Genomic DNA, 12,814 nt, shown 5'->3' with positions numbered 1-12,814 from the left:
CCATGGAGTTCAAGGCCGACTTCAGCCAGACCACCAATGAAGCCAATGCGCAGACCTTTCCGTTGCGCACCTATACCGTCAAGGCTATTGCCCTGGGAGCGCCGACACTCACCGACATTACCGATACCACGGGTTCCGTCGTCGGAGGGATAACCGTTGCGACCAGCGTCACCGTCACCGGCACCGGTAGCAGCGGTGAACGGATTCAGCTTATGGACGGCAACAACAGTATTGGCAACCCGATCACCGTACCCAACAACAGTACAAACTGGAGCGCCATCCTTACCGGGCTGACCGTCAAGGCCTACGGCATCAAGGCCAAGTCACTCGATGGCAACGGCCTGGAATCGGCGACAAAGGCCTTCAACGTCACGGAGCTGCTGACGCCGACCCTCGACAACGTCAAAGACGCCAACAACAATGAAATCCCGGATACCACCAGCACCTTCAGCACCACCTTGAAACTGTCGGGCCAAGCCAGCAAAGGCCAGAAGGTGGAGATTTTCGATGGCAATGGCGCCAGCGCGGTTTCCAAGGGTGAGGCGACCGCTGATGCCACAACCGGCATCTGGACGCTGACGATAACAGTAGGGATAGGTCCTTGCCGGCTGTATGCCAAATCGCTCTACCACAGCACTAACGTCTATTCGAACGTGCGTACCCTGAACGTCGTGACGGAGGATATACCCGCCATTACTTCGGTCAAGGACCGCAACAATGCTGAAATCCCCAACACCAGCAGCACCGCTGAAACCTCGGTGACCCTGACCGGCACAGCCACCGCGGGGTTCAGTGTCGATCTCTTCGATAACGGCGCTCCCAAGGGCACATTTGTCGCCACCGGTGGCATCTGGAGCAGCACGCCTATCACCGTTGCTCCAGGCCCTCACAGCTTTACCGCCAAGGCCAAATATGGCAGCGAACCGGTGTCAGGGGCCTGGACCTTTAACGTCGTGACCCTGACTGATCAGCACAAACCCTATATCCAGGAAGCCGAGAACAACGGCACCGGTACGACACTTGACCTGACCACGTTCACGGGCAATGCCACCGTCAAGGCCAGCCCATGGCCGGGTATCAAGATCGGGCAAAAAGTCTGGCTGCGCTGCCGGGGCAAAAAGGCCAATGGTGATGATCACCTCATCACCCTGTACACGGCTTCAGGTGTAACCGACGAGGAAACAAGGAACGGACTCTCAAAAAGCGTCACGCGCGCGGAGTTGGAATTGTTGGGAAACAACACTTCGTTGACGGTGGAGCTCAAGGTCACCTTCAACGGTTCCAGCACGGAGAGTGAGGCCACTGTCTTCCCGCTGCGCACCTACAATGTAATGGTCAAAGCGCCCGTCAGCATCGATGTCGGAATCAGCCCAACCCGGCACGCGTTGAGTCCTGACGGGGCCTATCTCTATGTCTGTATCTTTGAGGCCAGAAAAATCGCGGTGGTCAGCACAGCGACTTATACGGTCGTAAGAACCCTCGACTCGCCAGAGCCGACGCTCGGTCCGAACGACATCTGCATTTCCCCGGACGGCAGACGGGCCTACGTCTATCTAACAACCAACTTTGTAGGAGGCCCGCACGCCATTCGCACCCTTGACCTGACGACTTATTCATTCACAAGCGAAAGGATTGCTCCGCCCGCCACAACCGACGCCATAGCGCTGACAAAAGACGGGGCTCAGCTATATGTCAGGAGAATCGGCTTCATATCTGTACATGACGCAATCACACTTTCAGTGATTGGAACAATCGCTCTGCTTGGCATCGTTGACCAAAATTTTATCAGTTTCAGTCCAACGGGCGCTCGCGGCTACTACACATCGGCCTTAGGCACCGGTCCAAGTACGGTCGAGGTTCTCGATACCGTGACTCATTCCGTGTTACGCAGCATTAGCCTTCCGACCGTATATGCCACTTCCCTGGCACTTAGCCCAGACGGTACCCGCGCATATGTGGGACATAACCCCAACCATTATGGTGGTAGCGGTGGATACTCAGTGTCTGTTCTGGACACGACGACGGAACGCATTATTACAAATATCAACGTGCCTGAAATGAATGCAGACCTAGTCTCCTGGTTTAGGCTCACAAGCAGTCCAGATGGCACACGTGTCTATTTGTATGGATATCATCATCGTCTCATAGCGGTTATTAATACGGCCACGCTAACGCTTATGCCCAGCATCCCAATACCTGACGAACTGACAGGCAGCGGCGTGGTCCACATCAACCACAGTGCAACAGGCACCTATCTCTATGCATCCATGGCAGGAGGGCATCAGTTGGGCATTATCCCGACACCTTCTTGATTGGCTTCCTTGGTAGCCGTCCGTTCTGCAAGCACCGTCGACCAACGGCGAGCAATTGACTAATTGATTCCAAGAAAAGGTGACTGATTTGAATAGCACTTACTTAACGGCTAACCGACTGATATAGCTGAAAAAATAAAAAAGGCTGGCCTTGGTCTACGGTGATAGTTGCGAACACACACCGACCAAGCAAGTAGTCCTAGCTGGAAAACCAAATCGGCGGCGTTCAACGCTAACGGTCGAAATTTTTAAATTGTTATATCAGGAACAGGAACCCCCTACGCAGTCAATATAGACGACATCCGCATTCGATCCATCTGATCCGCGATGACGGCGAGCCCCGATCGGTAACTAACAGACCCGAGAAAGACAGCTAAAGAAGCACCGCGAATAGCGGTGCTTCTTTATATCGACGCCCGGCCCACCTCCCCCTAACTCCACCTCTGACAAGGCTTGGCAAGCTGCTAAAGCAAATCTATTTTTCCAGCGCAATTGGAATATTGACAAGAATATTGTAGCTCGCATCACGACTATCTTTAGCACGCAATTGCAACAACCCATTATAGGTTCCCTGCGCCAAGCTTGTATTGTCGACGGGATCATAGGAAAATTTTAAATGCAGGCCACCTCCTCCCGAGCAAGCGGAATTTTTATTCATCGGCCCATAGACACACCCACCAATAGCACGCTGCCCTCTGAATTTCACAACATGCTCCGCGCCCTGGAAGTCTTTCAACTTTACTGTCAGCGGACTATATCCAGTGCTTGGGTTTGCGGCTAATTCAGTTGGGCCGACCTCGGGCGACAAGGCAATGAAGCCTGCCGCAGCCGCCGCACTAGATGTATTCAAGCGATGTTTAATCACGTGGCTTTCGCCACGGCTGACGAAAATCAATTTGACACCCTCCAGAGGGGCATTATAACCAGCCATCCTGCCAGCTTGCTCTTGCCAGAGCCTTGCCATATCGGCCGTCTGTTTATTCCCCAGAGGCAAATCATAATCATCTTTAACATCAGGAGCGGAATAATAGGGTGCGTTATTACCACACAAAAAGGTTTTTGATTTTCCGTTGCTATAACCAAATTTATAGCTATCGGAGCCACTATTGCAGTGAGAGCCGCCCACATTGTGACCTAACTCATGACGAAAGGCTGCAGCAGCAAACCAGCCATTAGCCGATGTGTATCCGCTCACATAGGCCATACCAGAAGGGCCTGAACCTGTCCCTGTGATTGCCATATTCACGTCCGTTCTGAAAAGGCTGCGATAGGGCGCCATGCTATCCTGCCATTTCTTCAACCCGGATCCAGTGGTGTCATAACCCGCTCCGGCATCGAAAATCAACACCCCCCCCAATGACAATGTAATACCGAGTATCTTGGAGTTATCCAGCCCTTCTCTCGCCATTTCAACTTGTGCCAGCGCATAGGCCACAGGATCCACATCCAACTTACCCAGTGCATAGGTGGAATAGGCGACCAGAATTTCTATACTCTTGTTTTCCAGGGGGGACGAGCTATTTTCCGAAACAAACGAATCACCTTCCGCACTCGGCACCGTATCCCCCTCATAAGAGAGTTTATGTTTGCCGAGATCAACAACTCTCTTTCCTTTCGATCTATTGATTATCATTACTTTACTATCATTCGGAAAATCCGTGATTGCCAACACATCCTGATCAGGTGAACTCACCATCACGATCGACCCCACCTCGCCTTTTTCATTTCTGAATCGGCCATTTTCTATCAAATACCCTTGCTCCTCCCGGTGCCGAGTGACAATGGCCTTATTTTGACCAATGATAGTTGAATACCATTCAGGGTTGCGCGCCGACAAGGGAGCCATAGAATCATTCGTAGCGTTATGACCTGCCGATATATCCATGCTGTCCTGCGCATGGAGAAAAGACGCGCACGCCAGCAAAGCCATGACAGAGAGTTTCAAGGGTGCCTTCATTATCTATGACTCCTTAATTTCAGGGGGCGGAAAGTCGTGACTGTATAAAAAGGGTGCGACTGTACGCAGGTTGGCAAACCGGGCATGAACCAAACCGACAAACGCCGGCGCTCCCTATTACTAAAATGCACTGCCTACAACTGAACGATATAACCCGAACAAGCCCAGCGCCCCGCTCGCCTGTCGTCGTGCCCCCCCACATTTTTTGCCCCCTGGACGACTGTATCCATTAGCGTTGCACGGCAACATCATTTCTTCTTGATTTCAAAGACGCCGTGTACGTGTTGCCCTGTCGAAAAAAGCACAACGCTGAAAGTGCCTTTCGCCTGTTGTCCCTCGATATAGCTTTCAAAAACAATCTCGCCACTCTCTGCAGCATTTGTATACTCGCCCATATCAAATTGAATACCAACGGGCTTTCTAAAACCGACTTCATATTTTCCTGGACCGCCTACGTCATCGGGATCAATAGAAACAAAATTAATATCTTTATCGAGCCCAGCGAAACGGTTGGTAAAATCCGAAAAATAATCAACTTCAACCGAGGAAAACTCAAACCTCGGATGCCCCGCAACAACACTAGCTGTTATTGAACCTGTTGCATTACGGGGCGACTTGAAGGTTTTTTTTGCGTTCATAATCCATGACTCCTCTTGAGAAAATAGAAAAACAAGACTGCTTTCCAAGACTAAACATCCGGAGCGTTTTGCCTACCTGTCAGAAATGACAGTTCAGACAAACGGTCCCTCCCCCACGAAGGACGCCTGATCGTTCAGAGCCGACAGAAAAAAATCGGCCCGGCGGCTCTCAACGGATCACAAGCCCTCACCTGCCCAAGCACAAACTTTGCGAGATTTCGCCCCCGGCAAATGGCTACACTGCGCAAGTGGAGCGGGCGCAGGATGCGCACGCCGAGAATCGAAGATGGGCGTATCTGCCGGACGCTGTATCTGACGGAGACTGTTGCGTGCTTAAAAACCTGGGCATCAAAGGCCGCGTACTACTGCTCACCCTGCTGCCGACCACCTTGATGGCGTTGGTACTGGGCGGGTATTTCACCTGGCTGCAACAGTCCGACCTGCAGACCCAGTTGCTGCAACGCGGCGAGATGATCGCCGAACAGCTCGCGCCGCTGGTCGCGCCGGCCCTGGGCCACAACGATGTCGACCTGCTGGAGCGTATCGCCACCCAGTCCCTGGAACAGGCCGACGTGCGCGCCGTGTCCTTTCTCGGCGCCAACCGCGAGCAACTGGCCCATGCCGGCCCGAGCATGCTCAACCAACCGCCCATCGGTAACAGCAGCCACTTGTTGCAGCGCACCGGCAACGATGCCACCCGCTATCTATTGCCGGTCTTCGGCCGGCACCGCAACATCTCCGGCGAAGTGGTGCCGGAAGAAGCCGACCGCCTGCTGGGCTGGGTCGAGCTGGAACTGTCCCATAACAACATGCTGCTGCGCGGCTATCGCAGCCTGTTCGCCAGCCTGCTGCTGATTGCCACCGGTCTGCTCGGCACCGCCTTGCTGGCCCTGCGCATGAGCCGCACGATCAACGCGCCACTCGGCAAGATCAAGCAAGCCGTCGCCCAGCTCAAGGAAGGCAACCTGGAAACCCGCCTGCCACCGCTCGGCAGCCAGGAACTGGATCAATTGGCCTCGGGCATCAACCGCATGGCCGAGACCCTGCAGAACGCCCAGGAAGAATTGCAGCACAGCATCGACCAGGCCACCGAGGACGTGCGGCAGAACCTGGAAACCATCGAGATCCAGAACATCGAACTGGACCTGGCGCGCAAGGAGGCCCTGGAGGCCAGCCGGATCAAGTCCGAGTTCCTCGCCAATATGAGCCACGAGATCCGCACGCCGCTCAACGGCATCCTCGGCTTCACCCACCTGTTGCAGAAAAGCGAACTGACCCCGCGCCAGCTCGACTATCTGGGCACCATCGAGAAATCCGCCGACAGCCTGCTGGGGATCATCAACGAAATTCTCGATTTCTCGAAGATCGAGGCCGGCAAGCTGGTGCTCGACAGCATTCCGTTCAACCTGCGCGATCTGCTCCAGGACACCCTGACCATCCTCGCCCCGGCGGCCCACGCCAAGCAGTTGGAACTGGTCAGCCTGGTCTATCGCGATACCCCGCTCTCGCTGATCGGCGACCCGCTGCGGCTCAAGCAGATCCTCACCAACCTGGTGAGCAACGCGATCAAGTTCACCCGCGAAGGCACCATCGTCGCCCGGGCCATGCTCGAAGAAGAACACGAAGACAGCGTGCAGTTGCGCATCAGTGTCCAGGACACCGGCATCGGCCTGTCGAACCAGGATGTCCGGGCGCTGTTCCAGGCCTTCAGCCAGGCCGACAACTCCCTCTCACGGCAACCCGGCGGCACCGGCCTGGGGCTGGTGATTTCCAAGCGTTTGATCGAACAGATGGGCGGCGAGATCGGCGTCGACAGCACCCCGGGCGAAGGCTCCGAGTTCTGGATCAGCCTGAGCCTGCCCAAGACCCGCGACGACATTGAAGACCTGCCCGCGCCCCCCTTGCTCGGGCGCCGCGTGGCCGTCCTGGAAAACCATGAACTGTCACGCCAGGCCCTGCAGCACCAACTGGAGGATTGCGGCCTGGAAGTGACCCCGTTCAACAGCCTGCAAAACCTCGCCAATGGCGTGACCGGGGCGCACCAGACCGACCAGGCCATCGACCTCGCGGTCCTCGGCGTCACCGCCCAGGAAATGCCGCCGGAACGACTGAGCCAGCACATCTGGGACCTCGAACACCTCGGTTGCAAGGTCCTGGTGCTGTGCCCGACCACCGAACAGACGCTGTTCCAGCTCTGCGTGCCCAACCCCCACGGCCAGCTCCAGGCCAAGCCGGCCTGTACGCGCAAGCTGCGCCGGGCCCTGGCGGAACTGATCACCCCGCGCCCAGCACGCCTGGAGCCCATCGAGCCCCTGGGCAGCCGGGCACCGCGGGTGCTCTGCGTCGACGACAACCCGGCCAACCTGCTGTTGGTACAGACCCTGCTCGAAGACATGGGCGCCTGGGTGCTGGCAGTGGACAGCGGTTACACGGCGATCGACGCGGTGCAGCGCGAAGCCTTCGACCTGGTGCTGATGGATGTGCAGATGCCCGGCATGGATGGCCGGCAAAGCACCGAGGCGATTCGCCAATGGGAGCATGAACGGCAAAGCACGCCGCTGCCCATCGTCGCCCTCACCGCCCACGCCATGGCCAACGAAAAACGCGCCCTGCTGCAAAGCGGTATGGACGACTACCTGACCAAGCCCATCAGCGAGCGGCAACTGGCCCAGGTGGTGCTCAAATGGACCGGCCTGGCCCTGCGCAACCAGGGACCGGAACGCGGCGGCGAACACAACCGCGCCGGCAGCGAGCTGCTGGTGCTCGACCCGGAAGAAGGCCTGCGCCTGGCCGCCGGCAAGCCCGACCTCGCCGCCGACATGCTGGCCATGCTGCTGGCCTCGCTGGAAGCCGACCGCGAAGCGATTCGCCAGGCCCGCAACGCCAACGACCACAACGCCCTGATCGAGCGGGTACACCGCCTCCACGGCGCCACCCGCTACTGTGGCGTGCCGCAATTGCGCGCGGCCTGCCAGCGCAGCGAAACCCTGCTCAAGCAAGACGCGCCCAACGCCCGCCAGGCCCTGGACGAACTGGACATCGCCATCGCCCGCCTCGCCGCCGAGGCCCGTGTCAGTGCCTGATCCCGAGTAAGCGGATCGAAGGTCATACGCCGCTGCCATTTGCGCGGCGTCTGCGTGCTAGCATACCGGCCATATTTGGAGGACCCATGGTCGAACACGATTTCCGCTACAGCCTGATGAACCCGCAACACACCCTCACCGAATGCCGCGCCCTGGTGCCGGGACGCTATCAGGTCACCGGCAACGGTGGTTCGATCCGCGCCGACGATGTCCTGCTGGTGACCCTCAAGGGCAGCAAGGACTTGTCTATGCGCCTGACCGTGGACACCGTTCGCCACCTGATCAATCCGCCAGGCCAATGGGTCGCGGTGGCCAAGGGGCCGGTCTTCGGCGAACTGGCGATCCACCAGTGGCAGGTCAACTGCGACAGCTGCGCCAAGCAACTGAACTTTGAATTCGCGGTGGACGCCAAGCTCGGCAACCCCGCCCAAAAACCAGCCGCCACGGCGCGTATCGCCGAGTTGGGCTGGACGACACAGGGCGAGAAACACCTTTGCCCGAGATGCCAGGAGGCAAAGTAATGAAACGCGCGGTGATTCTGGGAATGTTGGGGGCCGGTCTGTACGGCTGCGCCGGCGAACAGGTGCAATTGCAGCAGGATCACAGCTACGTGCTGGAGTGGATCGGCGAACGTCCGCTGATCGACAACAGCCATCTGACCATCACCCTCGGTGACGATGGCCGGGCCTATGGCACCGGCGGTTGCAACCACTGGTTCGCGCCCTACACCCTGGACGGCGGGAACCTGAGCTTCGGCAAGGTCGGCAGCACCCGCAAGCGCTGCGCACCCGCATTGATGGAGCAGGAAAAGCGCTTCCTCCAGGCGCTGGAGAATGTCCAGCGCTGGGATATCTCGCCCATCGAGCAAGTGCGTTTCTGGCCACAGGAAGGCAAGCCGCTGCGGCTCTGGTCGGAAGAAGGCTGAGACTCAGCCACGCAACGCCTTGAGCTTGGCCAAGACCCCGGCCGCGGTCTGCTCGCCCATCAACTGCTCGCGAACCTTGCCCTTGTCGTCGATGATGTAGGTCACCGGCAAGGCTTCGCTGCGCGGCAGGTCGAAGAAGTCCGCCGGGTCCTGGGCCAGCACCGTGAAACGGATGCCCAGGGTTTCGCCGGCCTTGCGCAGGTCATCGCCCTGCAAACCGTCGAAGTTGACCCCGAACACTTCCACCGGCTGCCCTTTGAGCTGCTCGGACAAGGTGTTCAGCTCGGGGATTTCCGTCCGGCACGGACCACACCACTCGGCCCAGTAGTTGACCACTTTCCATTGTTTATCCAGGCGCTCGGACGCAACCTTCCGGCCGTTCTGGTCAACGCCGTAATCGTTGCCACAACCGCTCAGCAGCAACGCCCCCATCATCGCCAATGCGGCGACCCATCGCCTAGCCATGTGCACAATCCCCCATCAATTGAGTCATCGACTGCGCCCCTTTACCTCACAAGGTTCAGGAGCACTCGTCAGGCAGGTAGAATACCCGCCACCTTACGCAAGATGCGACCCGCACATGACCGATCTGACGCTTTATCACAACCCGCGCTGCTCGAAATCCCGCGGTGCGCTGGAACTGCTCCAGGGCCGTGGCCTCAACCCCACCGTCGTGCACTACCTGGAAACCCCGCTGAATGCCGCGCAGCTCAAGGGTCTGCTGGGCAAGCTCGGCATCGGCGCACGGCAATTGCTGCGCACCGGCGAGGACGAGTACAAACAGTTGAACCTGGCCGATAGCCAGCTCAGCGAAACGCAACTGATCGCCGCCATCGCCGCACACCCCCGGCTTATGGAACGGCCGATCCTGGTGGCCGGTGACAAGGCAATCATCGGTCGTCCACCGGAGAATGTGCTGGAGATCCTGCCATGAGCGCGCCTTACGTTCTGGTGTTGTTTTATAGCCGTAACGGTTCGACCCGCGAAATGGCCCGGCAGATTGCCCGCGGCGTCGAGCAGGCCGGCCTGGAGGCGCGCCTGCGCACCGTACCGGCGATATCCAGCCAGTGCGAAGCCGTGGCGCCGGAAATCCCCGAGGAAGGCGCACTGTATGCCAGTCTCGACGACCTGAAGAACTGCGCGGCCCTGGCGATGGGCAGCCCAACCCGCTTCGGCAATATGGCGGCGCCGCTGAAGTACTTTATCGACGGCACCAGCAACCTGTGGCTGACCGGCGCCCTGGTGGGCAAGCCGGCCGGGGTCTTCACCTCAACCTCCAGCCTGCATGGCGGCCAGGAAAGCACCTTGCTGTCGATGCTGCTGCCGCTGTTGCACCACGGCATGCTGGTCACCGGCCTGCCCTACAGCGAGTCGGCCTTGCTCGACACCCGTGGTGGCGGCACGCCCTATGGCGCCAGCCACCATACCGGGGTCGACGGCAAGCGCGCCCTGGACGAGCATGAAATCGCCTTGTGCCGGGCCCTCGGCCTGCGCTTGGCGAAGACCGCCCTGAGCCTGGAGAATGGCCGTGGCTAGAAAGCCCAAGGTGTTGCCACCCCAGGCCTGGCTAGAACCGCGCGTGCGCTGGAGCCGTGCATTGGCGTTGGTGTGCTTTTTCGGTCTGATGGTCTTGTTGAGCGTCTATGACCTGGTGTTCGCCGACCTGCACGGCGCGCGGCCCTGGGTCATCTTGCTGATCGAGCTGGCGCCGCTGCTGCCCTTGTTGCCCGGCATGCTGATGGGCAGCGCGCGCGGGCACTCGTTCACCTGTTATGTGGTGAACCTGTACTTCCTCAAGGGGGCGTTGGCAGCGTTCGATCCCAATCGGCAGCTGTTCGGCGTGCTGGAGATGGGCGCGAGCGTGGCGGTGTTCTGCAGCGCGATGGTGTATGTGCGCTGGCGTCACCAGTTGAATCGGCGGCTGGCCGGGGAAGGCCAGGTTCAAGCGGCGTAAAGGCTGAACACGGTCCTGTAGGAGCCGGCTTGCTGGCGATGGGGCCAGTCAGCCTTGCATCGCCTGAGCGGCCGCCATCGCCAGCAAGCTGGCTCCTACAAGGTTTCGGGCATGGCGATAAAGGGTATCAAGGCCATGATTTTTTGTAGGGGCAGGCTCAATGATTGGTGGTGTAGGCCAACATCATCGACAGCTGGCACATCGGCCGGCCACTTTCGGCATGCCACTGGTTGAAGGCATCCTGCACGATCGCCAGGTCGCGCAGGCTGGTGGGCACCTTGTCGACGATCTTCTGTGCATTCAGCGCCGCCACCACGTCATAGGTCGGAACGAAGGTGTCCTTGCCCACCATCCGCAGAAAACGCGGCGCCGACAGCCCGCCCAACTGATGACCATGCTTGGCCAGGTACTTCCACAATCCAGTGATTTCAGTCACCGGCCAATCGGCGATCAACGCGCCGAAACTGCCCTTCTCCTTGGCCACGTCCAACACCATCTGCGCATTGCGCGGCACGCTCTTGAGCTTGCCCAGGTGACGAATGATCCGCGCATCCTGCATCAGCCGCTCCAGATGCTCGGCGCCCATCAACACCACTTTTTCCGGGTCGAAGCCAAAAAACACTTGTTCGAACACCGGCCACTTGGCGTCCACCAGGCTGTGCTTGAGGCCGGCGCGGAAAACCCGCAAGGCGATCATCGACAGGTACCGGTCGTCCGGCAGCTCACGCAGTTGCCGTGGGCTGGCCGGCACCGGCAATTCGGCCTCCAGCGCCGCCGCCGAACCAAAGCGGTTCAGGCAGTATTCGTGCAACCATTTGTAATCGCGCATTCAGAGGTTCACTACGTTAACGAAGCGCGACGCGGCGGTCTCATCGATTCGAAGGTGGGTAAAGTCGAACAGGTTGCGGTCGGCCAGTTGCGACGGCACGACATTCTGCAAGCCACGGAAGATGCTTTCGGTACGCCCGGGGGTCTTGCGTTCCCACTCCTGGAGCATTTCCTTGACCACCTGGCGTTGCAGGTTTTCCTGGGAGCCACAGAGGTTGCAGGGAATGATCGGGAATTGCTTGAAGTCCGAATAGGCCTGGATGTCCTTCTCGCTGCAATAGGCCAGCGGCCGGATCACCACGTTGCGCCCATCGTCGGCCCGCAGCTTGGGTGGCATCGCCTTGAGCGAACCGTTGTAGAACATATTGAGGAAGAAGGTTTCGACGATATCGTCGCGGTGATGCCCCAGGGCCATCTTGGTCGCGCCGATCTCATCGGCGAAGGTATACAGCGTGCCGCGACGCAGACGTGAGCACAGCGAGCAGGTGGTCTTGCCTTCAGGGATCAGTTCCTTGACCACCGAGTAGGTGTCCTTCTCGACGATGTGATACTCCACGCCCAGTTCTTTCAGGTAAGCGGGCAACACATGCTCGGGGAAACCGGGCTGCTTCTGGTCCATGTTCACGGCGACGATGTCGAACTTGATCGGTGCCACTTTCTGCAAGTGCATCAGAACGTCGAGCAGGGTATAGCTGTCCTTGCCGCCGGACAGGCAGACCATGACCTTGTCACCCTCTTCAATCATGTTGAAGTCGGCGACCGCCTCACCCGTTTGCCGGCGCAGGCGTTTCTGCAGTTTGTTCTGATTGACCGAAAGAGTGCCCATAGCTCTTGCCTTAACCCTTGAAATCCGCGCGAGGTGTGTCGAAAAGCCAATTATTTTACGCATAAACCCACGACAGGCGAAGACTCCGTGGTGGCAGGGCTGCTTGGGGGTGGGAGCTGCTTGTGTGGGAACCGCTCCCACAGGCTCATAGATTCACAGGTCCGGCACACAAATACGACAATGCGATTACAGCCCCGCCCGACAGTTCGATTTGCTCTAAAGCGCGCCCCTCAGCCTCCCTATACTGCGACATAAGGTCGCATATAAATCCAGACCTGACTTCGGCCACTT

General features: G+C 58.5%; 12 protein-coding genes. 7 read left to right on the top strand and 5 right to left on the bottom strand.

What is annotated here, in order from left to right; translation table 11 throughout:
- Window positions 1-2,312: YncE family protein (locus AC07T0_RS29670; RefSeq protein ID WP_495004516.1), on the top strand; the 2,312-nt coding region annotated here is incomplete at its 5' end.
- Window positions 2,313-2,787: 475 nt separating this feature from the next.
- Here the strand turns inward: AC07T0_RS29670 and AC07T0_RS29665 are convergent.
- Both AC07T0_RS29665 and AC07T0_RS29660 read right to left on the bottom strand, forming a co-directional pair.
- Entirely contained in the window at window positions 2,788-4,269 is a 1,482-nt protein-coding gene (locus AC07T0_RS29665; RefSeq protein ID WP_495004515.1) for a hypothetical protein, read from the bottom strand.
- A gap of 248 nt (window positions 4,270-4,517) precedes the next feature.
- Window positions 4,518-4,955, bottom strand: coding sequence for a hypothetical protein (locus AC07T0_RS29660; protein WP_495004514.1), 438 nt, complete (start codon window positions 4,953-4,955; stop codon window positions 4,518-4,520).
- Window positions 4,956-5,236: 281 nt separating this feature from the next.
- On the opposite strand from AC07T0_RS29660, the gene AC07T0_RS29655 reads away from it, so the two are divergent.
- The 3 genes from AC07T0_RS29655 to AC07T0_RS29645 all read left to right on the top strand — a co-directional run bounded on the left by AC07T0_RS29655 (window position 5,237) and on the right by AC07T0_RS29645 (window position 8,915).
- Window positions 5,237-7,990, top strand: a complete 2,754-nt coding sequence (locus AC07T0_RS29655) for a response regulator (protein ID WP_495004513.1) — start codon at window positions 5,237-5,239, stop codon at window positions 7,988-7,990.
- Between the two features lie 86 nt (window positions 7,991-8,076).
- A complete protein-coding gene (locus AC07T0_RS29650) occupies window positions 8,077-8,511 on the top strand; it encodes a hypothetical protein (protein ID WP_495004512.1) in 435 nt (144 codons plus the stop codon).
- A complete protein-coding gene (locus AC07T0_RS29645; RefSeq protein ID WP_495004511.1) occupies window positions 8,511-8,915 on the top strand; it encodes an META domain-containing protein in 405 nt (134 codons plus the stop codon). Before AC07T0_RS29650 ends, AC07T0_RS29645 begins: the two co-directional genes overlap by 1 nt.
- 3 nt (window positions 8,916-8,918) lie before the next feature.
- Here AC07T0_RS29645 and AC07T0_RS29640 read toward each other — a convergent pair whose 3' ends face one another.
- Window positions 8,919-9,380: a TlpA family protein disulfide reductase gene (locus tag AC07T0_RS29640; RefSeq protein WP_495004510.1), complete on the bottom strand. Its 462-nt coding sequence runs from the start codon at window positions 9,378-9,380 to the stop codon at window positions 8,919-8,921.
- A gap of 115 nt (window positions 9,381-9,495) precedes the next feature.
- On the opposite strand from AC07T0_RS29640, the gene arsC reads away from it, so the two are divergent.
- The 3 genes from arsC to AC07T0_RS29625 are packed head-to-tail and all read left to right on the top strand — an operon-like array spanning window position 9,496 to window position 10,869.
- Window positions 9,496-9,849: an arsenate reductase (glutaredoxin) gene (arsC, locus tag AC07T0_RS29635; RefSeq protein ID WP_495004509.1), complete on the top strand. Its 354-nt coding sequence runs from the start codon at window positions 9,496-9,498 to the stop codon at window positions 9,847-9,849.
- On the top strand, window positions 9,846-10,451 hold the full coding sequence (gene wrbA / locus AC07T0_RS29630) for an NAD(P)H:quinone oxidoreductase (RefSeq protein ID WP_495004508.1): 606 nt from the start codon (window positions 9,846-9,848) through the stop codon (window positions 10,449-10,451). The genes arsC and wrbA overlap by 4 nt, the downstream gene beginning before the upstream one ends.
- Window positions 10,444-10,869, top strand: a complete 426-nt coding sequence (locus AC07T0_RS29625; protein WP_495004507.1) for a DUF2069 domain-containing protein — start codon at window positions 10,444-10,446, stop codon at window positions 10,867-10,869. Before wrbA ends, AC07T0_RS29625 begins: the two co-directional genes overlap by 8 nt.
- 157 nt (window positions 10,870-11,026) lie before the next feature.
- Here AC07T0_RS29625 and AC07T0_RS29620 read toward each other — a convergent pair whose 3' ends face one another.
- Together AC07T0_RS29620 and ttcA are read right to left on the bottom strand one after the other, a co-directional pair.
- Window positions 11,027-11,698: a DNA-3-methyladenine glycosylase I gene (locus tag AC07T0_RS29620; RefSeq protein ID WP_495004506.1), complete on the bottom strand. Its 672-nt coding sequence runs from the start codon at window positions 11,696-11,698 to the stop codon at window positions 11,027-11,029.
- Window positions 11,699-12,523, bottom strand: a complete 825-nt coding sequence (ttcA, locus tag AC07T0_RS29615; protein WP_495004505.1) for a tRNA 2-thiocytidine(32) synthetase TtcA — start codon at window positions 12,521-12,523, stop codon at window positions 11,699-11,701. It abuts the gene before it with no gap.
- Window positions 12,524-12,814: the final 291 nt, after the last annotated feature.

Source organism: Pseudomonas sp. GW821-FHT04D07 (assembly GCF_059420225.1).
The sequence above is the reverse complement of the archived record's forward strand: the minus strand, read 5'-3'. Positions and strand labels throughout refer to the sequence as shown.